20 protein-coding genes and 1 riboswitch are annotated in these 24649 nt (G+C 37.4%); of the genes, 5 read left to right on the top strand and 15 right to left on the bottom strand.

Translation table 11 applies throughout. The features are described from left to right. Positions 1 to 212: 212 nt before the first annotated feature. From VK91_RS12910 to VK91_RS12895, 4 genes are all read right to left on the bottom strand, one after another. Positions 213 to 2312, bottom strand: a complete 2100-nt coding sequence (locus VK91_RS12910) for a beta-propeller domain-containing protein (protein ID WP_231595657.1) — start codon at positions 2310 to 2312, stop codon at positions 213 to 215. A gap of 127 nt (positions 2313 to 2439) precedes the next feature. After that, positions 2440 to 3633, bottom strand: coding sequence for an acyl-CoA dehydrogenase family protein (locus VK91_RS12905; RefSeq protein ID WP_048393298.1), 1194 nt, complete (start codon positions 3631 to 3633; stop codon positions 2440 to 2442). Between the two features lie 9 nt (positions 3634 to 3642). Continuing rightward, positions 3643 to 4815: a saccharopine dehydrogenase family protein gene (locus VK91_RS12900; protein WP_048393296.1), complete on the bottom strand. Its 1173-nt coding sequence runs from the start codon at positions 4813 to 4815 to the stop codon at positions 3643 to 3645. A 26-nt stretch (positions 4816 to 4841) separates the two neighbouring features. Beyond that, a complete protein-coding gene (locus VK91_RS12895) occupies positions 4842 to 6320 on the bottom strand; it encodes an aldehyde dehydrogenase family protein (protein WP_004229708.1) in 1479 nt (492 codons plus the stop codon). 579 nt (positions 6321 to 6899) lie between these two features. On the opposite strand from VK91_RS12895, the gene VK91_RS12890 reads away from it, so the two are divergent. After that, positions 6900 to 7700: a TIGR00266 family protein gene (locus VK91_RS12890; protein WP_004229711.1), complete on the top strand. Its 801-nt coding sequence runs from the start codon at positions 6900 to 6902 to the stop codon at positions 7698 to 7700. Between the two features lie 38 nt (positions 7701 to 7738). On the opposite strand, the gene VK91_RS12885 is transcribed toward VK91_RS12890, so the two are convergent. The 4 genes from VK91_RS12885 to VK91_RS12870 form a co-directional block, all read right to left on the bottom strand. Beyond that, positions 7739 to 8701 (bottom strand): D-glycerate dehydrogenase, encoded by a 963-nt coding sequence (locus tag VK91_RS12885; protein WP_004229713.1) that lies wholly within the window; start codon positions 8699 to 8701, stop codon positions 7739 to 7741. 215 nt (positions 8702 to 8916) lie between these two features. Next, positions 8917 to 10209 (bottom strand): globin-coupled sensor protein, encoded by a 1293-nt coding sequence (locus VK91_RS12880; protein WP_048393294.1) that lies wholly within the window; start codon positions 10207 to 10209, stop codon positions 8917 to 8919. A gap of 291 nt (positions 10210 to 10500) precedes the next feature. Beyond that, positions 10501 to 11337 carry an undecaprenyl-diphosphate phosphatase gene (locus tag VK91_RS12875; protein ID WP_175400802.1) on the bottom strand — a complete coding sequence of 279 codons (837 nt, stop codon included), beginning with the start codon at positions 11335 to 11337 and terminating at the stop codon, positions 10501 to 10503. 104 nt (positions 11338 to 11441) lie between these two features. Further along, positions 11442 to 12521: a metallophosphoesterase gene (locus VK91_RS12870; RefSeq protein WP_048393292.1), complete on the bottom strand. Its 1080-nt coding sequence runs from the start codon at positions 12519 to 12521 to the stop codon at positions 11442 to 11444. A gap of 309 nt (positions 12522 to 12830) precedes the next feature. Between VK91_RS12870 and VK91_RS12865 the strand changes: the two genes are divergently transcribed. After that, positions 12831 to 13979, top strand: a complete 1149-nt coding sequence (locus VK91_RS12865; RefSeq protein WP_048393289.1) for an acyl-CoA dehydrogenase family protein — start codon at positions 12831 to 12833, stop codon at positions 13977 to 13979. 36 nt (positions 13980 to 14015) lie between these two features. Here VK91_RS12865 and VK91_RS12860 read toward each other — a convergent pair whose 3' ends face one another. The 4 genes from VK91_RS12860 to VK91_RS12850 all read right to left on the bottom strand — a co-directional run bounded on the left by VK91_RS12860 (position 14016) and on the right by VK91_RS12850 (position 18008). Then, positions 14016 to 16226, bottom strand: a complete 2211-nt coding sequence (locus VK91_RS12860) for a sensor histidine kinase KdpD (protein WP_053075714.1) — start codon at positions 16224 to 16226, stop codon at positions 14016 to 14018. A 16-nt stretch (positions 16227 to 16242) separates the two neighbouring features. Beyond that, positions 16243 to 16398, bottom strand: a complete 156-nt coding sequence (locus tag VK91_RS22725; protein WP_155483369.1) for a hypothetical protein — start codon at positions 16396 to 16398, stop codon at positions 16243 to 16245. Continuing rightward, positions 16376 to 17068, bottom strand: a complete 693-nt coding sequence (locus tag VK91_RS12855; RefSeq protein ID WP_048393287.1) for a response regulator transcription factor — start codon at positions 17066 to 17068, stop codon at positions 16376 to 16378. The genes VK91_RS22725 and VK91_RS12855 overlap by 23 nt, the downstream gene beginning before the upstream one ends. A 76-nt stretch (positions 17069 to 17144) precedes the next feature. Next, positions 17145 to 18008, bottom strand: coding sequence for a DMT family transporter (locus VK91_RS12850; protein ID WP_048393285.1), 864 nt, complete (start codon positions 18006 to 18008; stop codon positions 17145 to 17147). Between the two features lie 155 nt (positions 18009 to 18163). Here VK91_RS12850 and VK91_RS12845 point away from each other — a divergent pair, with 155 nt between their 5' ends. Then, positions 18164 to 18394 carry a hypothetical protein gene (locus VK91_RS12845; protein WP_004229745.1) on the top strand — a complete coding sequence of 77 codons (231 nt, stop codon included), beginning with the start codon at positions 18164 to 18166 and terminating at the stop codon, positions 18392 to 18394. A gap of 59 nt (positions 18395 to 18453) precedes the next feature. Here VK91_RS12845 and VK91_RS12840 read toward each other — a convergent pair whose 3' ends face one another. From VK91_RS12840 to VK91_RS12830, 3 genes are all read right to left on the bottom strand, one after another. Further along, positions 18454 to 19440, bottom strand: a complete 987-nt coding sequence (locus VK91_RS12840; RefSeq protein ID WP_048393283.1) for a homoserine dehydrogenase — start codon at positions 19438 to 19440, stop codon at positions 18454 to 18456. A gap of 463 nt (positions 19441 to 19903) precedes the next feature. Next, positions 19904 to 20287 carry a hypothetical protein gene (locus VK91_RS12835; protein WP_048393282.1) on the bottom strand — a complete coding sequence of 128 codons (384 nt, stop codon included), beginning with the start codon at positions 20285 to 20287 and terminating at the stop codon, positions 19904 to 19906. Positions 20288 to 20617: 330 nt separating this feature from the next. Further along, complete coding sequence (locus VK91_RS12830) at positions 20618 to 21919, bottom strand: O-acetylhomoserine aminocarboxypropyltransferase/cysteine synthase family protein (RefSeq protein ID WP_048393279.1); 1302 nt, start codon at positions 21917 to 21919, stop codon at positions 20618 to 20620. A gap of 115 nt (positions 21920 to 22034) precedes the next feature. After that, a riboswitch (SAM riboswitch) is annotated at positions 22035 to 22148 on the bottom strand. A gap of 155 nt (positions 22149 to 22303) precedes the next feature. Here VK91_RS12830 and VK91_RS12825 point away from each other — a divergent pair. After that, positions 22304 to 22936, top strand: coding sequence for a glycerol-3-phosphate acyltransferase (locus VK91_RS12825; RefSeq protein WP_048393278.1), 633 nt, complete (start codon positions 22304 to 22306; stop codon positions 22934 to 22936). 195 nt (positions 22937 to 23131) lie between these two features. Beyond that, positions 23132 to 24613, top strand: coding sequence for a DASS family sodium-coupled anion symporter (locus tag VK91_RS12820; RefSeq protein ID WP_048393276.1), 1482 nt, complete (start codon positions 23132 to 23134; stop codon positions 24611 to 24613). Positions 24614 to 24649 lie beyond the last annotated feature (36 nt).

The raw sequence follows: 24649 nt of genomic DNA, 5'->3' as shown, positions 1-24649 counted from the left end.
GGCTCCACTCCAATCAACCATTCTGCCAATTGTCTTTACTTTTTCATAGTAGCATAGTGATCAAATAGCCCATTATCAGAGGATGATGGGTGACAACACCTCTTCATAAAGAATAATGAACACCTTCACTATATTTGAAAACCGTTGCTAAAGATACAGTATTGGAGTAAAGGCTACTTGATACCTTTCAATTGACTGTTTTGTTTTTCTTATTATTTTATTGTTAATGTATCTAAAGGCTTGAAGTCATTTAACTCATAGCTTTTTATCTCGTTACGCGCTATTGTATACAGCGTATCATCTATATAGACAACACGTTGTACAACTTGCTCCCAATTTTCATAGGACTCATTATTATTACGATTGATTATATTTCCTTTCAATACTATCCCTTTCTCTGCAGTAATTTCATAAATTTGAGCACCTTGACCTTGATAGACAACTTCGTCTCCCTTACCTGCCTCATACAGTACTACAGGGAAGCCAAAATAGTTGTATTCCTTATTGCGGAATAGCGCTTTAGGATTGTATTGCACTTCAGAGGAAGAACCTTTCCCACCAATTTTTACGGTTGATTGTTCTTTCGGATTTCGGAAGTCTGATACATCGAATAGGGACATCTTCATATTGGTTGTCACAGTAAAATTACGTTTCGTATACGAATCATAGCGTTGCTCCGTATCATAACCAATACCAATTAAATGCGTATCATCTAATGGATGTAGGTAATTACTGAAGCCAGGAATCTTCAATTCCCCTAGTACAGCAGGCTTTTTCGGATTTGCTACATCAATGACAAATAGTGGATCCACTTGTTTAAATGTCACCACATATGCTTTTTCTCCCATAAATCTAGCTGAATATATCTTTTCTCCAGGCGCCATATCTTTTACTGCACCAAGCGGTTTTAAATGTTCATCCAAAATAAAGAGATGGTTATAGGAAGTACTTTTCTCATTCAACGCATTACCTTCTGTTGTAAAGATCCGGAAGTTCCCCTTATATTCATCCATTGAATACTGATTTAACACAGTTCCCTTTACTTCCGTACTTCCGACAAAGTTCAAAGTCGTTCCATCTACATTCCACTTGAAAATTTGAGTGTCGGCTGACCTCGGTAACCAAATCATATCCATAACGCGCTTTTCTGATGAAACATCAATACTACTTTCATACATTGGTGTCGTTAAATACAGGGCATTCTCTGACATATAAAGACCACTACTTCCACCTAAGTACCCTTTCGTATTGGCAGTTGTCTTAGCTCCATTTTTTAAATCGACAGCTGTAATTAAACTATAGGTACCATCCATCGTATTTGGTAAGATTGAGATTTTTTCTAAAGGCAGACTTTGGTACTCTGTTCCTGCCATACTATCAAATGTTTTAGGCTTTAAATCGGTTTTATTGTCTTCTTGTAGCATCCAGTAATTTGGATACATATTACCGATTAAATATAATGTGTCATTCGTTATGCGAATATCCTGCAAGAAGCCTTCTTGCCCAACATCACGTACATGCTTTGGATTGCTTGGATTTGAAATATCATAAATTGAGGCTGTTACCATAGCTGTGCCTGCTTTTTCAATATATTGATCCCCGATGGCAATTAATAGATTGTCATATAGGGCAAGCTTAGAAATATATTGGGAATGTTTTAATTTGATACTTGTAGCCATCTTTAAATTCTTAGGATCTTTAGCATTCACCACTGTAATGCTCTGATCTTTTGCAGTGTAAATAAAGTCATCTTTTACTACTACAATGTCACCCTCTTCTACCCCCTCTACTTGATTATTAGTTGTAGACTCATTATTAGCTGTTGCTTTATCTTCACTTGCTGTACTTTGTAAGCTCTCTTCTTCTCTAATTTCTACTCTTTGAGTTGTTAACAACTTTTTAAAATACTGCTGTAACTCTTTCTCCGATTTAACGGCTGTTAATGTCTCGATAATTGTAAATGGAATTGTCTGTGAAGCTACATTCAGTCCGCCTTGTGCAAAGGCCTCCTTTTTTACATGCAATTGATAATTACCTGGTGCTAACTTTTTCACTACTATCGTTTTTTGATCTTCCAACAATTCAATTGTTGCAGGTACTTTGCTTCCTTTTTCCGTAGTGATATAGACATATTCCTCAGTTATTTTGTTTTTCTTTAAAGCAACTGAAAAAGATGCTTGCCAGTTTTGTGTTGCCATACTTGCGCTAGCCGCCTTTGCCGTCACATCTGTATTCACTATCAATGTAAAAATTCCAGGCACGATAGCTAGAACGATAATCAGCATAATTGCGAACCATTTACTTTTCATCATTTTTCCTCTCCTTCATATACTTGTTTATTAATTAGACTAGTAAAAAAGAGGAAAGTTACATTTTTCTGAAATTTTCTAAGTAAGTTGAGGCACAATAAAAAACGAGAGGGAAACACTTCCCTCTCGTCTATTCTTCAAATGGCCATTTAGGCAACATATTTTTTAATGGCTTATCTTGTCGTCTTCCCAATACATAATCTGCCTGCATAATAGTATGAATTTCGCGAGTCCCTTCATAAATGACTGGTGCTTTGGAGTTTCTTAAATAACGGGCAACTGGATACTCGTCTGAATAGCCATAGGCTCCATGAATCTGGACCGCATCATCCGCAGCCTTATTCGCAAAATCACAAGACTGCCATTTTGCCAATGATGTCTCTCGAGTATTTCGAACACCTTTATTTTTCAATTCTCCAACACGATAGACAAGGAGACGACTCATTTGATAGCCTGCTTCCATATTAGCAATCATTCGTCCGACAAGCTGATGCTCACCAATAGGTTTACCAAATGTCTCTCGTTCATGACAGTATTTCACACTAGCCTCTATGCAAGCTTGGATCAAACCAACAGCACCTGCTGCTACTGTAAATCGACCATTATCTAGCGCAGACATGGCAATTTTGAAACCCTCGCCCTCTTCACCAAGTCGGTTTTCAATTGGCACACGTAAATCTTCAAAAAAGAGCTCACCTGTATTACCAGCACGAATACCATATTTTCCTTTTATCGCTTTAGATGTAAAGCCAGCCATGGAACGTTCTACAATAAACGCACTAATTCCATGATGTTTTTTTGATTTGTCTGTATAGGCAAATACGATAAAGTGGTCTGCAATATCACATAAGGAGATCCACGTTTTTTGCCCATTGAGGATATAATGATCTCCATCACGGACGGCAGTTGTTGACATGGCAGCTACATCAGACCCAGCCCCTGGTTCTGTGAGACCAAAAGCTCCAATCCGTACACCTTTAGCTTGCGGAACAAGGTATCGCTGCTTCTGCTCTTCAGTCCCCCACTGCATTAAGGTCATGCTATTTAAACCTGTATGAACAGATACGGCTGTGCGAAATGCCGTATCTCCCCGTTCAAGCTCCTCACATACGATAGCAAGTGCATTATAATCCATGCCACTACCTCCGTATTGTTCAGGAACACAAACACCCATTAAGCCAAGCTCAGCAAGTCTGGACCAAATTTTAGCATCAAAGCCACCTTCAGCATCCCATTTAGCAATATAGGGAATGATTTCTTCATCAACAAACTGTCTTACTGTTTTTCTTAGCATTTCCTGCTCAGTGGACATTTCAAAGTTCATGGTCAGCACCTACCATTTCACAATCATAGCAGACTTATGTGATGTCTCTTTAATGACCACACCTCGTTTAGCCATCTCTTCAATATACGTATCACCTGGCACGATTGCTTCAGGCGGGAATACACCATGCTCTGTAATAGCACCGGCACCAATCATCTGAGCAACAACTGAAATCGTATTTGCCGTAGCACGGGCCATCGCTGTTTCATTAATTGTCATATCTTTTCGTACAACCATTTCATATTCATATGTCACCTGCTGTTGGGCCTTTTCACCTGCTACAATAACACGTAACAATACAGCATCAGGTTTTGAGCCCAATTCAAGCTTCTTTTTGAGTGCCTCTCGTACGACTGCACGAACAGGCACTTCTTGATTATCCACTTCTACCTTATTCGCAGAATCAAGGAAGCCTAAGTCTGCTAAAAGTTTAAATTTCTCAGCATGGCCTTTATAACGGATGGTTTTATATTCTAATGTGCGGACATTCGGGAATGTCTTATACAATGTGGAGATACCACCAGATGTATAAAATGCCTCAAGCACACCGAAATCATCAAAATAAATAGGTTCAACGCCTGATAGGGATGGAACTTCTTCAAGCTTGCCCTTCTGAATCGTTTTTGAAGGCTCAGTATAATGATCGAAAACGCCATCTAAAGAAAATACGCGTGTATAATGAAGCGGAGGCTTTGGCTCAGTTGGAATACCACCAACAAATAGTTTAATAGATTCTACTTCGTCTAATTTTGAAGCACCATAGCCCGCTAGAATATTGATCATGCCGGGAGCAACACCTAGGTCAGGAATGATTGTAACACCTTTTGCCTTTGCTTCCTCATGTAAATCTAATATCTTCTCTGTAACGCCACCGATATGACCACCTAAATCAACGGAATGGACGCCTGCCTCAATAGCTGCTCTTGCTACTCGTTCATTGAACGAATAAAACAATGCATTGACGGCAACATCCCCCTTCGAAATAACACTCATTAATGAATCGTCACGTTCTGCGTGTAGCTCTACCACTTCTACCTTATTTGTATCTAGCGTATCTACAAAGTCCTGTGCAACTTTTACATCGATATCACCTAAATACACACGCTCCACTTTATCGTTTTTTATTAAATCACGAGCTACCTCTTTCCCCATTAAACCTGCACCTAATACAACAACTTTCATCAAGAACATCCCCTTTCGTTGATCTGTTACTCTGTATCGATTTGTGCTCTTTGTAATTTACCGCTGTAGTCTACATAAATACTCTTCCACTCTGTGTATACATCTAGGGCTGCTACACCTGAATCACGGTGTCCATTTCCTGTCCCTTTAGTACCTCCGAATGGCAAATGGATTTCAGCACCTGTTGTGCCAGCATTTACATAAACAATACCTGTATCTAAATCACGTTGTGCGCGGAAAATTGTATTGACATCTTGGGAGAATATTGAGCTAGATAAGCCAAATTTCACACCATTATTTACTTCAATTGCTTCTTCCAAACTTGCCACTTCAATTAGAGATACGACTGGACCAAAGATTTCTTCTTGAGCAATAATCATGTCAGGCTTCACATTTGTAAACAATGTTGGCTCATAATAGAACCCTTTATCATAAGGTGGTTCATTTAGTATCCTGCCACCTGCTAATAATGTAGCACCCTCTTGTTTACCTATTTGTACATAGTGATTAATTTTTTCCAATGCTGCTTTATTAATCACTGGCCCGATTTTTACTCCCTCATCTAGACCATCCCCAATTGTGAGCTTTTGCATTTCATCTAAGAGACGTTTCTCTAATTGTTCTTTTACATCTTTATGCACAATGACTCGACTACATGCTGTACACCTTTGCCCAGCAGTACCAAATGCGCTCCATAAAATCCCTTCTGTAGCTAGCTGTAAATCAGCATCATTCATGACAATAACAGCATTTTTGCCACCCATCTCTAAAGAAACCTTTTTCAAATGCTTCCCGCCAAGCTCAGCTACTTTACTGCCCGTTGTTGTAGAACCTGTAAAAGAAATAACCTTGACGTCAGGATGTTCAATTAATGCTGTGCCTACTGTAGGTCCTGTACCAAATACGATATTAGCGACACCATCTGGTAAGCCTACTTCCTCAAAGATTTTACCCATTTCATAGGCCATCATTGGAGTCTCATTAGACGGTTTCCAAATGAATGTATTCCCTGCAACAATGGCAGGAAATGACTTCCATGTGGCGATAGCAACAGGGAAATTCCAAGGTGTAATGAGTGCTACAACGCCTATAGGTGCCCTTACACTCATAGCAAATTTATTGGCAAGCTCAGACGGTGTTGTTTCACCAAACAATCTACGTCCTTCACCAGCCATATAGTATGCCATATCAATTCCTTCTTGGACTTCTCCTCTAGCCTCTTCAATGACCTTGCCCATTTCTTTTGTTAAAACGGTCGCCAAATGTTCTTTTTTCTCTTTCATTTTTTGACCGATGGCATATAAATAATCTGCACGTTTTGGTGCTGGTATAAGTGCCCAGCTCTTTTGTGCTTGTTTAGCAACAGCTACAGCCTCGCCTACCTCATTCGAAGTAGAGCGTGGAATGGTAGCAAGCTGCTCACCGTTTGCAGGGTTCGTCACTGCTATACTTTGTAAATGTGAATGTGTGATCCATTTACCACCGATATAGTTTTTAATCTCCACTACATACACCCCCTGAAATACTCTATGATGCCTCAGCTGTTGTACCAGTCGTATTCCATAGGTATAAGTCTATGAATTTAACCAGAATCCATTTCGCCTTGGAATAATTGCGTCCGAGCAGTGGAATGTGCTTACACGTTTCACTATTCGTGACAGCTACCAGTGGCTTTATCTCCATACATCAATAGTTGCTCCCCACCAAAAGAAAAAATGTCTCATTAAGAATCTTGGAGTGAGCGGAGATAAAATATGTCAAAATTCCGAATTTTCAATATACACCACACCTTGTAATACTAGCATTTCAATAATAATCGGTGACAACTGCCAGAGGCTTTATTTCCACTTAACTTCCTTACCTCAATATAGAGGATGACTTCTAAATTTAGAAGCCTCTTAAGGTTATGTATATTCACAATACCCTTAGTTAAATGAAAATAAATAATACACATTCTAGTTTTTTATATTCGACATTTTCTAACTAATTCCCTTTTTTTCTAAAATATTTAATTTTCTATTGAAACCAATGTAACTTATAATCGTATACAATATCATTAAATTTATTTTTGGAGGAATCCCTTTATGAATAATCATGAAATTGACTACAAGTTATTTGGTGACGACATGCAATATGTGCAAGTTGAGCTTGACCCTCAGGAAACAGTTGTTGCAGAAGCAGGAGCGTTAATGATGATGGATGATTCGATCCATATGGAAACTATTTTTGGTGACGGCTCACGAGGTGGCTCACAAAGTGGTCTAATGGGTAAATTATTAGGTGCCGGAAAACGCCTAATAACAGGTGAGAGTTTATTCATGACAACATTCACAAACGTTGGCTCAGGTAAGAAGCATGTTTATTTCGCATCACCATACCCAGGGAAGATTATTCCGATGGATTTAAGCCAATTAAACGGTAAAATTATCTGTCAAAAAGATGCATTCTTAGCTGCTGCTAAAGGGGTCTCTGTTGGCGTTGAATTTCAGAAAAAAATTGGAGTAGGCTTCTTCGGTGGTGAAGGCTTCATTATGCAAAAGCTAGAAGGTGACGGCATGGCATTTGTTCATGCAGGAGGAGCCATTCATGAAAAAACATTACAACCGGGTGAAGTTTTACGTGTGGATACAGGATGTCTTGTAGCAATGACATCCAATGTGGATTACGATATTGAAATGGTTGGAGGCGTAAAAACAGCCCTGTTTGGAGGCGAAGGAATCTTCTTTGCTACATTACGTGGTCCTGGAACAGTGTGGGTACAATCATTACCATTTAGCCGTTTAGCCAGTCGTGTCTTTGCAGCTGCACCTATTTCGCAAGGTGGAGGCGGTCAATCTAAAGGTGAAGGCGGTATCGGCGGCTTATTCGATTTATTCAATAGATAAAAAAATGGAGCATATCTTTCACCGATATGCTCCTCTTTTTAATCAATTCGATTGGATATTGCCTTGCCTTGTCCATAAGCAGTCAAAGCTTTTACATTTAACATTAGCATAGCCGTTCTCGTTTCTAATGACGCGCTACCGATATGTGGCAGAGCTACTACATTTGGAAGTGTTAATAAGGGATGATCCATCGCAATCGGCTCTTGTTCAAACACATCTAGTCCTGCAGCCCAAAGCTTCCCATTTTTAAGAACATCGTATAGCGCATCCTCATCAATAATTCCACCACGTGAGGCATTAATTAATACCGCATCTTCTTTCATCAAAGCAAGTTCCTTTGCACCAATGAGTCCTTCCGTATCACTATTATAAGGTGTCATAATCACAACAAAATCAGATTGCTTTAATAGATCCTCCAGCGAAACATACTGGAAGCCATACATTTCTTCTGCTTCATGACGACGTCTGCGATTATTATACAAGATTTTCATATCAAACCCTTTTGCTCTTCTAGCAACAGCTTGGCCAATTCTCCCCATGCCAATAATGCCAATTGTGGCTCCTGAAACATCCTTGCCAACCAGTTGCATTGGATACCAGCTTTTCCATTTACCCTCACGTAAATATCTTTCACTTTCTGGAATTCTACGAGCAGTTGCAAGCAGTAAGCCAAATACTAAATCCGCAGTTGTATTAGTTAAAACTCCAGGCGTATTTGTCGCCATAATGCCTCGTTTTTTTAAAGCCTTCACATCGATATTATTATATCCAACTGCTAAATTCGTCACTAATTTTAAGTTGGGTGCATGCGAAAGTAATTCTTCATCTACTTGGTCAGCTATCGTTACCCACAGTACCTCACAGTCAGCGACAGCTGCGAGCAATTTTTCACGTGGAATCACAATTTCTTCCTCATCCCATTGTGAGATTTCATAAAACTCCTGTAGCAGTTCAACAATATGTGTAGGAAACTTACGTGTTATAAATAATTTCTTTTTCATGCTCCAAACACCCCTCTACTCAATTCCCTAATTCGCCTATAGCGTAACACTTAAAACAAGCATTTTCTAGGTTTTTGTAATCTTCCTCTTTCTATAAAATTTGCTATTAGCTAATTCATCAGCCTCTTAGTTGATTTATCCATAAAATAAGACCTTTTATCCTAATTCACATACTAAAAAACTATGCATAGATAGTATGCATAGCTATATTTCTTTTAAAACTCTCTTATTGTTGTATTTAAGCGATTAGCGACCCTCGCTAATTCTTCCGAAGATTCACCAATCGATTCAATAATAGTAGCTAATTCAGATACTTGATTATCAACTTTTTGGAAATTTGAGATTGAAACTTCTACAGAACCCGAAATCGCATCAAAAGCTTTTAGAGATTCAGCATTACGTTCGATACTACTATTTACAAGCTCCTGTATGTTCTGAATTGCTTGTACAACTTGTGTTGTGATACCATTTGACGTCATGATTAACTCAGCAATCTGTTCAACAGAGCTTTTCGTTTGATCGGCAAGCTTGCGTACTTCGTTTGCAACAACTGCAAAGCCTTTACCATGCTCACCAGCACGTGCCGCCTCAATTGCAGAGTTTAACGCAAGTAAATTTGTTTGCCCAGAAATACTTTTCACAATTTCTACAACGGCATTTATTTTCGAAGAGGATGCATCTAATTGCTCCACCATATTTGCCATTTCTACGGTCTTATGATGAATCTTCCCTGTTTGCTCATTAATAGATATTATTTTAGTATAGCCTTCACTAGACACTTTTTGCATTGATTCTGCTTCATACATACTTTCCTTCAAAGAAGCGTTGACACGCTTTGCGCTATATACAAGTTCTGTTACTGTTTCAGTTGTAGTTTGTGATTGAACCTCTAATTGTGTAGAAATTCCGCCGATAACATCCTTTACATGGTCCCTAACATTATTGCGTTGTGTTTCAATTAGTATACTTGCATAGCTATCGTATTCTTCTAAAACGATTTGTTGTTCAAAATTACATATTTTACTGATAGCATCACAAAACTTCTCTTCTTCGCCCTTTGGTAATCGTAGTTCATAGACTATTTTGCGAAGTGATTTCTCAAGAATTTGAAAAGCAGCTAAATACCACTTCGGATATAAATTAATCTTTACATGCATTTTGGCCACACGTCTTCGCTTTTCTAAAAAGGCTTCATCTATTCTCCCCTCAAACATTTCAATAATATGGTGACGTAATGTCTGTCGTAAACGTTCGCTGGAGCTATGTGATTGAATAACCTTTTGTAAGGCAGGAACACTTTCTATTGCATGATAAAATGCCGCTACCACTTCTACTACATTTCTTTCTACATATGGTTTTAAACTATTAATCAGCTGAAGATCATGCACACTTAACCCTACAAGATTTAATTGTAGTAAACGGTCTGGATCTTCTATAAAAATACCGATTGTTGTTTCATTGCTTATTTCAATTGTATTTTTCTTAGATCTATTGATAAGTTGAAACATTTTCTCCACCTCATATATTTAATCATATATCTTAATAAGTCTATATTCCTACTTTTTATAAAAAAACAACAAATAATTAGACACTTTATGTATCAATTATAATCTCAAAACATCTAAATGAACAATATGTAGGTAAATGTTGTCTAATATTATTATAATTCGCTATTAATTTATGCTTTAACATGATTCTTTATACTCATTTTCTCTCAATTTATTGAAAAAATGGATATATGATTCAATAATCTTAACGCAAAAAAAGCCACTGCTTCTTGAAGAAGCGTGACTTATTGTTTACATGAAAATGATAACGCAAAGAACTGCTGCTAAAACTAAACGATAAATGGCAAAAGGCATTAATTTAACCTTTGAAATAAGCGCTAAGAAAAACTTAATGGACAATAATGCAAAGACGAACGAACTAATGAATCCTACAGCATAAAAGCCAAAATAGTCCATTGATAAAGTATCCCAGTTTTTCAAAACGGATACGAGGCTAGCTCCTGCCATGATTGGCACAGCCATAATGAATGTAAAATCGGCTGCAACACGGTGACTCATACCAAATAGTACCCCACCCGAAATCGTTGCACCTGAACGAGAAAAACCTGGCCATAGTGATAGGCATTGTACAAGTCCTACCTTAAATGCTAAACCATAAGAAATCTTATCTAAAGAATCAACTTTTGGTTTTCTCGGTGCCAACTTATCTGCAGCAATCATCAGAATTGCTCCTGCCACTAGTGCATAAACAACATGCTCTACTTTAAAAAGATGGTCGTCAATAAAATCCTTGAATGCAAAACCTAAGACAACTGCTGGTAGCATACCAACAATAACATGCAATAAGTTAAAGCGGCCATTTATGGACTTAGCTTGACCTTCAATTTTATATAAACCAACTAAGCTTAGCATACGTTTCCACATAACTACGATAACCGCTAATATGGAACCAAGTTGTACAACAATTTTAAATGTGTTGGCAGGATATTTCCCTAAAAACTCCTCAGTCTTTAACCACATATCATCCACGATAATCATATGTCCCGTAGAAGATACTGGTGCAAATTCTGTCATACCCTCGACAAAGCCTAATATTAATGCTTTTAATAACTCTATAATTTCCACCATGTCACCTTACCTTTTTTAATCAAATACCCACTTATTATAAAATACTACGTTTTTATATACTACTGCCTTTTCACCTAAGAAGCCGATTGTTAGATTATCACATACTATTTAAATGTTATATCTACTACCCAAAGCTCTGATCTACTGCCAATTCGCATCGGTGGGCCCCAGAAGCCATAGCCTGATGAAACAAGTGTATGCATCTGTTCCTTCAACTTATAACCATAATCCAGTTCAAATACACGAGCTGTTATATACTGATTCGGCCACAGCTGTCCCTTGTGTGTATGACCAGACATATGTAAATCAACGCCCATTTGGGAAGGCGTGTTTAAATCGTCAGGTGTATGATTCATTACAAGCCATGGTAAATTAGCAGAAGGCTTTAGCACCTTAAGTGGTTTTCTTTCTTTATTCGTTCTGTCCTCTTGCCCTGTTAATATAAACGCATCTTCTACAAGAATTGTTTCATCTAGGAGCATTTTCACATTGGCATTTTCCATTTCCTTAATAAATTCAGGAATTTTTTTGCCATAATATTCATGGTTACCTAATATACCATATGTTCCATATGTAGATGTTAATTGTTTCATGACATCTGCCATACCCTCTTGAACAAACCATTTAGGGTCATCGTCCACAATATCCCCAGCTAACAACACAATATCTGGTTGTGCTTCATTAGCTAAGCTGACAAAACGTTGTAAATGTCGTTTATGTGATAAAACACCTAAGTGAAAATCAGATGCTACAACTGCTCTTAGTGTGTTTAAGTCACTATCTTGTTTATCAACAGTTATTTCTAAATGACGAACAACTGGAGAGTAGGCTAAATAGGAGCCAATGATACTTAACAAGAATAGGATTGCTACTGCTATACTACCTATTATTTGCACGTTTTTAAAAGGTGTAAGCCAAATAATGAATTGTGCAACTAAACATAGCAATAAGCCATATTCAAAGATAAACATCCAATAATTACCGATTACAGAAAACACTCGTAATGACTCGTGTAATCTTCCGATTATAATACTAAAAGCAACCATATATAGCACGATCCAAAATAATACTGGAAAACGAAACCACCCCATTGCTACAAGCCACTGCTTTACTCCCCACCCTAAATAGAAAGTCAAAGCACTATAAATACTAATTAAAAGAACAGCGCCGATTACTTTTGGCATAACCAAGTCCTCTACTTTCTTTCTATAATTTAATTGATTATACCATTATACTTATCAATCATATTGCTTAAAGCACTTGAATAATCTTCTAAAGAAAGTAGGAACTTGTCCCTTTATTCTATGACAAATTTAAGTTTACCTTTTCATTTCATTCGTTACTCTCGTTTTACATGACATTTCACTGTATATAGATGACATTTTCGTCATTTACATACTAAACGCTACTTTTATTTTCACATTCCTTCCAGTAACATAGTAGATGAACGAGCAAATTCGCGTATTTACGAAGAAAAAGGGGTGCTATTTCAAATGACACGTTATAAATTTGAAACAACAGAGCATGAATTATTTCGCAAAACCTTTCGTAAGTTTTTAGCTGAAGAAGCTGAACCGCATTATGCCCAGTGGGAAAAGGATCATCTTATTCCGCTTTCTTTTTGGCGTAAGCTTGGTGATATGGGTTATCTTTGTCCACAAGTAGAAGAACAATATGGCGGGCTAGGCTTGGATTTCAGCTTTGGCGTCATTATACAAGAAGAACTTGAACGTATAGGCTCAAGTCTTATCGGGGTTGGCCTGCATAATGATATTGTTGTCCCGTATATCGAAGCATATGGGACACACGAACAAAAATCTCGTTGGCTACCAAAATGTGTCACAGGCGACTATATAACAGCTATTGCAATGACGGAGCCTGGCACAGGTTCAGACTTGGCTAATATCAAAACGTCAGCCATTCGCGATGGGGACCATTATATTGTAAATGGTCAAAAAACCTTTATAACAAATGGCATCCATACAAACTTAGCGGTTGTCGCAGTAAAAACAAACCCTCAGGCTGATAAAAAACATCGTGGTATTAGCCTACTTGTTATTGAAGAGGGCACACCTGGCTTTACAAAAGGAAGACAGCTCGAAAAAGTTGGTATGCATGCCCAAGATACAGCTGAACTCTATTTTGAAGATTGTCGAGTGCCTGTTCAAAATCTACTTGGCGAAGAAGGCAAGGGCTTTCATTATATGATGGAAAAACTGCAGCAAGAGCGATTAGCAGTAGCGATTGCCGCACAAACAGCCGCTGAGGATATGCTTACACTAACGCTGGACTATGTGAAATCACGTCAGGCTTTTGGCAAAACAATTGGTGACTTCCAAAATACACAATTTAAAATAGCTGAAATGGCTACTAAAATCGAGCTTGGTAAATCCTTTTTAGAATCATTGATTGAAGAGCATATTGCAGGCAATGATGTTGTGACAAAAGTTTCTATGGCAAAATACTGGATTACCGAAAATGCACGTGACCTTGCTACGCAATGTATGCAATTGCATGGTGGCTATGGCTATATGGAGGAATATAAGATTGCTAGAAGATATAGAGATATACCTGTTATGTCGATCTATGCTGGTACTAATGAAGTCATGAAGGTTATTATCGCCAAAAATTTAGGCCTATAATAAAAAAGGCGGCAGAAGTTTGCCGCCTTTTTACCATTAAACTGCTGGAATTCGAACGATTACTTTAAATAAATCGCCATCTACATCAATGCTCATTCTTGCTCCATGTAAATCGACAATGGATTGTGCAATGGCTAATCCAAGCCCTGAGCCCTCTGTATGACGTGAGGCATCTGCACGTTTAAAGCGTTCAAATAATTCCTCAGCATCTTCACTAATTTCATACTTTGCTACATTTTTCACCGTAAATTCAGCATCGCCATCTGCCGTACGCTTAAATGTCACATAAACACGCGTTCCCTCTAGCGCATACTTCAAAACATTGACAATTAAATTATCAATAAGTCTCCACCATTTTTGACCATCCACATATGCAAAGATTGGATCATGAGGCATGGTCATTCGTAAATCTAGTTGTGACTGTGTTAAATCCTCTTTATGCTCCCCTACAGCTTGTTGGATAAGCTGTGTTAAATCTACTCGACTGCGGTGAAGTTCAATATTACCACTAGCCATTTTCGATACTTCAAAAAGGTCTTCAATCAGCACTTTTAAACGTTCAGACTTTTTATCCAGTATATGGATGTATTGTTTACGTTCTTCCTCTGTAATATTTGGCTTCTTCAGTAAATCGGTATACGTAATTATAGAGGTTAAAGGAGTACGTAAATCATGACTCACATTTGTAATCAGCTCTGTTTTTAACCGCTCACTTTTCGCCTGCTCATGCATGGACGTACGCACACCTTCTCGTAAATGATTGAGGTTTTCTGCATGACCTGAAAGCGGAGATTTACCTTTAACCTTTACATCACGATTTAAACGTCCTTCAGCCATATCCTTCGTATCTTTCATAATACGGTTTAAATAACCCATTCTTGATAGGAAAACAATCATAGCAGGAAATCCTATAAACATACAAATGCCAAGTACAAGGACTGGAAAAGCTCCGCCTCCTATCATGGTAGCAACAAGGCTACCACCTCCAAAGAAGGCTGCGGCTAGCATTACAATTGAATGTAATGCGATCGAACGATTAATAAATAAGTCAGTCAACGAATCCCCAAGTGACCATAAATAGCTCGATTTCACATTTTCCTCTAGCTTATTCAAAGTATTTACTCTTGTATACAACCAAATTAATTGCACGAAGAAAGCACTACCAATTACCATTAAAACAACTATTTTAAAGCCAATATCGAGTATAAAACGGACATAATTATAATTATAAACAGAATTATATTCAATAGATTCAAAAACAACCTGGGCTGAAATGAAATACATAAGGCTCGTTATTAACAAAAGAATAATTTGTACATCGATTTTATACTTTGTTAAAAGATCTTTTTCCTTCATACTCGTAACTATCTGTAATAAGTCTTTACGCCCCCTCCATACAAAGACGGCCATTAAAATACTTGTGAGCCAAATAAAGTAGTGAGTATATTGATTACGTTGAAACTGTTGAAATTGTTGATACCCTCCCTGTATAACATCTTCTGACATAGCTGCTTTTTTTGAAATAGCTATTACACCTGTATATTCAGCTGTTTCGTAAAGATCATCTACATTCACGTATGTTTCGGTATTGTAAAAAATATCTCTTAAATTCTCACTGATATTCCATGCATATAGCGGTTTTCGATCAGTATACTTAATTTTATAGGCACTACTTTCGGTAACATCACCTGCACGGTATGTTTTACCAGTTTCTGTATTGGTCAACTCATAAGACCAATAGTCATAGTTTTTTCCAAAGTTTTTGGATTCACCTTTTGCTGCTTTAATATATTTATCAATGAGGGCTTCCTTTTCAGCAAGAATCTTTTTTCTTACATGCTCATCATCTTCAAAATTTGCTGTAATATCTTTAATTTTATTATCACGTTCAGACACTAGCTTTGTCTTTAATTCTGTTGCATTGGCATCTATAGCTTCCTGAATACGTTGTTCGTATTGTGCCTTAATATTATCGATTTGCTGTCCTAATGTACCATAATAATTACGATGATCTTCTATTTCAGTTTGAGTAATCTCAATTTTATTTTTCAATTCTTCTGCATTTGGTACATTAATTACTAACGGTCCTAGTTCTGCCGTGAAATTATCGATTTCATGTTGGAAATTTTCCGAATCAAAATATGATTTACCAATATACTGATAGCCCACATTATAAAAAGTAAAAACTCCGAAAATTGTCCAGATTAAACACATTAATACGAGAAGAGATTTCCATTTTTTTATCATTCCTTTTTACACTCCTCTAAAAAATTCTTTCTAACAATTGTAAAACCTCTGAGGAGCGAGAATCGACGATTTGATAGGCATAAATTCCAAAATAGATAAGCCCAATAACACCTGCAATAAATCCAGCAATAGTCATATACTTCTCTAATTTATTTTTCCATTTTATAGCCAACGCCCCATACCACCTTTAGATAGCGTGGATTTTTCGGATCAGCTTCAATTTTCTCACGTATTTTCCGAATGTGAACAGCTACAATATTTTCAGCATTATAAGCTTCCTCATTCCAAACACGTTCATAAATTTCACGAATCGAAAACACACGCCCTGCATTTTTCATTAATAGTTCTGTAATTTTATATTCTATCGGGGTTAGTCGAACTGGTTCTCCTTCTAGTACAACCTCTTTTGCCTCTTCATCAAGAATAAGTCCGTCTATTTCCACTTTTGTAGCTCCCTCACTATACGTTCCTAGCTGAACATAACGGCGCAGCTGAGATTTTACACGTGCCAACAGCTCTAATGGATGAAATGGCTTTGTTACATAATCATCTGCTCCAACCGATAATCCATGAATCTTATCGCCATCCTCCGCCTTTGCACTCAGCATGATAATCGGAATATTACGCTCTTCCCTAATTTTAAAGGTTGCTGTAATTCCATCCATATTTGGCATCATGATATCTAAAATTATTAAATGTACTTCATTGTTCTCTAGCTTTTTTAATGCATCTAAGCCATCTGCTGCTTTAATGACATGATAGCCTTCATTTTTTAAATAGATTTCAATACCATCACGAATATCTTGATCGTCATCTGTAACAAGAACTGTTAATTTCGTCATGATATACACCTCGCTCTCAAATATAAGTGTATCTTTTAAATCTTAAAAACCAGCTATTATAAAAATGAAGAATTTCTTAAGGTTTTAGCTTTTTTCTCCCACCCAATGTTAAAACAACAATGCCACCTAAAAGCATCGCTACTCCAAGCCAGGAAACTATACTTAAGTGTTCTCCAATTAAAAACACACCAAGAATTGCAGCAGTCAATGGTTCTGCTAATGAAAGTGTTACAGCTGAGGATGAACTAATTTTTTGTAGTCCACTTAAAAACAGGAAATACGCTACGCTTGTACACATAATCCCCATAAATAACATTGTCCATAAGTTGTGCACATCTACTAACCAGGAAAATCCATCTTGTATAGAAAACGGCAGTAAAAACAAAGCGCAAATGGAGAATGTCATAGCAACTGCGGGTAATGCTTCTTCTTGTGCCATTAATTTTTTACTTATGCTTGTGTAAAATGCAAAGGACAAACCTGCACAAAGCGCTAATGTGAATCCGCCAACGTGAACAGACTCCTCTCCATTATTCATAAACAATAAAAGACATCCGATAATGGCCATCAATGTAGCAAGTCCCCATACTGCTGTGGGACGTGTTTTCCATACTAGCCACTCTAATACACCAGAAAACACTGGTGCACTACCAATAGTAGCAACAGTTCCAATGGCTATACCTGTTAGACGACTGGATGAGAAGAAAAGACCTTGGAAAAACGCAATACTAGCCGCAGCTAAAATTGTCCATTTCCATGACCACCTTAAAAAATTAATTTTCCTCATTATAATCGTAATAGCTAATAATAAACTGCCACCAATTGCAGAACGAATCGTGGCTACAGCTATTGGAGATACCCCTTCATCCAAATATGTCTGGGCAGTACCTGTCATTCCCCATAGAATAGCTGCTAGTAATACAAACAATGAATTTAACATTTTTCAGCTCATCCCCGCTTCACATCTTTCTCCATACTAATCATACATATTTATCCAAAATCAAACAATTATCATTTTTACTTTTCTTTTAATTCCAATAGTATGTTTTCTCATGAATGGACGTTATAATAAAAACAGTAAAAGGAGCGAATCGTATGTACAAATCAATTGAAGAGACAGCTATTGATCTTGGTATGCCTGAGGATCAAGTAATGCGTCTAATTTACGAAGGACGCATCCGTTCTGTTTACGATGGCCAACAAATTTTAATCAATAGTGGACAATTCAGCACTTATTTTAAACAATTGGAACGTATAAAAGAGGAAATTGAAATTTGGCGTGCTACTCCTATTCCAGAGGACATAGACGTCAAAGATGAAGACTAAAAGCCCACCATTCATACAATTGAACATTGTTGAATGGCGGGCCTTTTTTAAAGCTTTTATTAGATTGTCACAACAAATCCTGCTCTTTTCCCAATGATTTCAGCATAATCTTCTACCATGACACTCGCTGTTGGATACATCCCTGCTCCAGGACCGATTAATGTTAATGTACCAATATAGTTAGTCTCTAATGCCACCGCATTGAACACATCATCGACTGGATAAAGTGGATGCTCTTTATCAACTAGTTGAGGACCTACTTTTGCAATAATCTTACCGTTAGCTAGTTTTTCCACCTCAGCAACATGGCGGTAACGAAGACCCTTTTCACATGCTTCATGAACCTGTTCAGCAGAGATACTATCGATCCCAATTACCTCTACATCTGACCAGTCAGGCTGCTCACCAAAAGCTAAGGCACTTAATATCATTAATTTTTTAAATGCATCCTGCCCAGATATATCATTATATGGATCTGCTTCGGCATAACCTAAGCCTTGTGCCTCTTTTAAAGCTGTTTCGAACGACCAGCCCTGTGCACGCATTTTTGTTAAAATATAATTACATGTACCATTTAAGACACCTTGTATACGACTTACATCATTTACAAGTAAGATATTTTTCATTGTTTTTATCACAGGTACGCCACCAGCGGTAGTAGCCTCATAGCCTACAAAAACGCCATTAGCTTTTGCAAGATCCTGCAACTCCAAACCTCGTTTGGCAAACATCACTTTATTGGCAGTAATAACATGACATTTATGTTCCACCGCTCGCTTTAAATAACTGTATGCAGGTTCTTCGTTCACAATTGCTTCAAACACTACCTGCATACCTGGCTCTGCTAAGACTTCATCCATACTTGTTGTCATTAAATGTGCTGTACCTGGTACACGTTCACGACTAGCATCTGTCACTAAAATCTTCGCTACCTCTAATTCAATACCTAATTTATTTTTTAGCTCTTCTCGTTTTTCATTTAAAATATGGTAAATCCCCTGACCTACCGTTCCAAATCCTAAAATCGCTGCCTTTATAGTTGCCATTCTTGTTATTCCCTCCAACTTACATTCCGCAGTTTCATTAAAGCTAATTTTCCATGGGGTTGTGTCATGACAATTTGACACCCACCGCAGTCTTTAGCCAACAACTCTCTTTGTATGAGTTTCGCTATTTCTATATGTGTTAGGACACATACAAATTCAAATAATTCAAAATTTAACTTAAAGAAAATTGTATCGCAAATACACGCTTTGCACAAGAAAAATCTTTCTAGGAAGGACATTTGTTTTCTCTAGATGTGCAAAAGAAATCGGTTTCATTCCCTTTATTATACGTTTTATTAATCAATCTATAAGATTTGAACAAATATTGACTATTTACATTTCAATATATGAATGTCTTTCTTCTATTATATATATGTATGCTCAGACACTCATAACAATCCCTTTAAAGAAAAAACTCATTCCCTGTAGCAGCAGAGAATGAGCTTAAAAATATGAGGGGGTTTTAACTTGCTTTTGAAAGCAATTGATAACGATATTGTGCTAAAGCTTGTTGAACAAGACTAATCTCTTCTTCTGTAAAATTTGGTATTGCATACGTACGTTCCACTAATTGAAATGTACCATACTTCAAGTAAAACTCTGTCGCAGGAAGTGAGATATGGCTCACACCGTACTGTTCATATGCCTCAAATACTTCCTTTACAGTAAAGTCCTTTTCAGTAAAAACATGTTCTTGAAATGCTGTATGACCAAATACTTCCTGCCATTTTCTTTCGACTGATGTAAGAAGGTGTTGAATGGATTTATTGTTGACAAATACATGCCCTTCATTTAGCTCATATATTAGATAGGATACAATGTTTTGCGCACTATAGATGTTACCCATTTTAAACACTCCTTTATCATCAGTTTTTGGGAAGAGTAGTCACTGGCTAGGCAACTACTCTTCTATATATTCAAAAGTGGGGGAGCACTTATGAAACATTTACCTTTTAAAAAAAATTTTCGTACTGTTAACTTATTTCCTAGTATATAACATGGATTTAACAAAGTCAATAATACATATAAAATTACTTGGTATTATTTTTTATAAGGTTCTGATAATTAACGGATGCAGTAATAGATTGATGTAGCAACGTTTAACGCATTACCAAATGAGGCTAATCGAATGAGAAAATACGTTAACGTCACAACATCTTACCATTTTCTTTAAACTTTAAGCTTCTACTGTTTGTTCAGTTGTTGTAGCCTGTGTAATGGCTTGATCTAAATCAGCAATAATATCCTCTACTGCCTCTAAACCGATGGATAAGCGAATGAGCGACTCGGTTACACCAGCTTGAACTAATTCGTCTGCTGATAGTTGCTGATGAGTAGTGGAAGCTGGATGAATAATTAATGACTTTGCATCACCTACATTTGCTACATGTGAAAATAATTTCACGCTATCAATAAGCTTTCGCCCAGCTTCTCGTCCACCCTTTATGCCAAATGTAAGCACTGAACCGAAGCCATTTCTTAAATATTTTTTTGCTAACTCATGTGTCGGAAAATCTTCTAGGCCATTATAATTTACATACTCCACAAATGGGTGGTTTTGTAAATACTCAGCCACTGCCAATGCATTTTCGTTGTGTTTAGGGATACGCAGATGAAGCGTTTCTAACCCTTGCAATAAATTAAAAGCAGCATCAGCACTTAATGTTGGACCAAAATCACGTAATAATTGTACACGTAGCTTTGTAGCAAAGGCAGCAGAAGCTGTATCAATTCCATAACGTAGACCATGGTAAGAGGCATCTGGTTCAGTAAAACCAGGGAATCGACCGCTAGTCCAATCAAACTTACCAGCGTCTACAACAACGCCCCCTAAAGTTGTACCATGACCTCCTATCCATTTAGTTGCTGAATGAACTACAACATCTGCGCCGTATTCAATAGGTGTAGAACCGTAAGGAGAAGCGAACGTGCTGTCAATAATTAATGGTAGCCCATTATCATGTGCAATTTTAGCTACTGCCTCAATATCTAAAACCTTTAAACTTGGATTACCATAAACCTCTGCAAAAACAGCTTTTGTTTTATCAGTAATCGCTGCTTTGAAATTCTCTGGGTTTGTTTCATCTACAAAAATTGTTTTAATACCATAGTTTGGTAATGTGTTAGCGAATAAATTATACGTACCACCATATAAAGAACTAGCTGCTACTATCTCATCACCAGCTCCAGCTAGATTTAAAATGGAAAATGCGATAGCTGCTGCACCAGATGAAAGTGCTACTGCTGCTGTTCCACCTTCCAATAAAGCCACACGTTTTTCAAACACATCAACTGTTGGATTGGTAATTCGTGTGTAAATGTTCCCTGCTTCCTCTAAGGCAAAAAGACGTTGCGCATGAGCAGTGTCTTTAAATACGAAAGCAGTTGAGCGATAGACTGGAACTGTGCGAGATCCCGTCACTGGGTCTGGCTCTTGACCACCATGCAACAGCAATGTTTCTGGTTTAAAATTTGTCATTGTGTACCTCCAAATGGTTATTTTTTTACGATGGTACCGGAGATGAGGAGGATTTTCTGTAGAAAACAAAAACCCTCTTCAGCTAAGAAGAGGGTTGCGGTTGCAAGTTTTCCTCCCCTTATCTGCCAGATCCAAGTAAGAATCTGTAGGAATTAGCACCTTAGTAAGCTCATTGCTTACTGGTTGCCGGGCATCATAGGGCCTATCCCTCCGCCGCTCTTGATAAGAGTATGAGATTCAATTTCCATCGTTGTTACACAGTATAAACATAGAGTTTTTTTCTGTCAACATGTAAATTTTATTTTTTCCGAAACTTCTGTCTGCTCTTATACGTAATATGAACGCATACACTATTTTAGAAAAAATTTTGAGAGGAGTATTTTTATGGTAAAGGCCGTGATCATTTTTCTTATGATTGGCTATATAATAGGCTGTATTCACGGCTCTAAAGTGGCTCAATTTTTATCGGGGGTTGATTTAAAAAAGGCTGGCCACGGTAATGCTGGTGCCTCTAATGCCACTCTTTCCCTTGGCTGGAAGTATGGCGTTTTAGTAGCCCTCATCGATATAGGCAAAGGCGTTGTCGCTATTATAGGTGCACATTTTTATCTAGCGGACGCTATTCATTTAACAGAAGAACAAATTTGGCTGCTTACTTATATTATGGCTGCTGGGGTTATTTTAGGTCATAATTTCCCCTTCTACATGGGCTTCAACGGCGGGAAAGGAACGGCCTCCATCATTGGTATTTTACTTGCTGTTGATTGGAAGATTGGTTTATTTGCACTTATTTTATTTGTTATTTTATCCTTTGCAACAAATTATTTAATTGTAGGTGTTCTAGAATTTTATCTCGTGTTTTGTACAGCAACTTATTTATGGATTCCTGGCATTGGCCCAACCATTATAGCTCTTCTTCTTTTTGGCATAGCCATCATCCTGCACCTCGAAAATATTAAACGATTAGTCAATGGAACAGAGCCTAAAGTAACTTCTGCCTTTAAGAAAAAGAAATAATATTTAATGGATATTTTTGTATTTTTTGTGACCGTTTTTTTTCTCTTTATCTACTCATATTGCTGTAAAAAACACCATTTTCACATAGATTTTTTTCTACAATAAAATAGACATATTCTTATCTCAATAAAACATTATACAGGCCGATGTTATGGATAATAATCGTCATTTTTATCGTAGAAAGGATGAGAAAATATGTCTTCACCAAAGCAAGCAGCTACAAAACTTAATTTAAAGCCACTATGGATTGGCTTGGCATTCGCGTTACTAATCATTATTACCTTTTTACCTAACAATGGTGATTTACCTATAGCTGGGCAACGAGCTTTAGCCATTTTAGCTTTTGCAGTCATCCTTTGGGTTACAGAGGCCGTTTCATATCCTGTGAGCTCGGCCATGATCATTGCACTAGTAACTGTTTTACTAGGACTCGCTCCGTCAATGGATAATCCAACTACAGAGCTAGGAACAGCTAGCGCATTAAAATTATCTTTAAGTGGCTTTAGTAATTCTGCCGTTGCTTTAGTAGCAGCAGCTCTTTTTCTAGCCGCAGCAATGCAAATTACTAATCTACATAAACGACTTGCACTTTGGATTCTTTCACTGGTAGGAACGAAAACAAAAGCTATCGTATTTGGCGCTATTTTAGTCTCTATCGTCCTCGCATTTTTTGTACCTTCTGCTACAGCACGAGCTGGCGCAGTAGTACCGATTTTGCTTGGAATGGTGGCAGCATTTGGTTTACCACGTGATAGTCGGCTTGCTGCCTTATTAGTTATTACTTCGGTACAAGCCGTTTCCATTTGGAATATTGGTATTAAAACTGCAGCAGCTCAAAATATGGTGGCTTTAAACTTTATCCAAGAGCAATTTAATGTGGATATTTCATGGGGTGCTTGGCTACTTTATGCAGCCCCCTTCTCAATTATTATGTCGATCTTTTTATTTTTCATTATGATTGCTTTAATTAAACCTGAGACTAGCAATATCGAAGGTGGTAAAGAGGTCATCAAAAAACAGCTTGCAGAGCTTGGCCCATTAAAGGCTCCTGAAATTCGTTTAATCATTACATCCGTAGTTTTACTATTTTTCTGGGCAACTGAAGGGAAGCTACATCCATTTGATACGACAACAGTCACAATTATTGCTATCGCGATTCTATTAATGCCTAAAATCGGTGTGTATTCATGGAAGGAAGTTGAGCCTCATATTCCATGGGGGACAATTATCGTCTTTGCGGTAGGCATTATGTTAGGAACCATTTTACTAAATACGCAAGGTGCTGCATGGTTATCAGATAAAGTTTTTGGTTCACTTGGGCTAGATACTATGCCTTTACTAGCAACCATCGCACTCGTAACTTTATTTAACATTTTGATTCATTTAGGTTTTGCAAGCGCAACTAGCTTAGCCTCAGCACTTATACCTGTGTTTATCGTTTTAGCCTCCACATTAACGGCTAATGTTGATCAAGTTGGTTTTGTTATTGTGCAACAATTCGTCATAAGCTTTGGCTTCCTGTTACCAATTAGTGCACCACAAAACATGCTTGCCTATGGTACAGGCTCCTTTACAACAAAGGATTTCTTGAAATCTGGAATTCCCTTAACCATTATCGGTTTCCTTCTCGTACTTTTGTTCTCTGCAACTTATTGGAAATGGATTGGATTATTATAGAACTTTCATTAAATTAAAACGTAAAAGCCTTGAAGA

It is taken from the genome of Lysinibacillus sp. LK3 (genome assembly GCF_001043675.1).
Classification (GTDB): domain Bacteria; phylum Bacillota; class Bacilli; order Bacillales_A; family Planococcaceae; genus Lysinibacillus; species Lysinibacillus capsici.
Note: the sequence above shows the minus strand (reverse complement) of the source record. Positions and strands in the feature narration are given on the sequence as shown.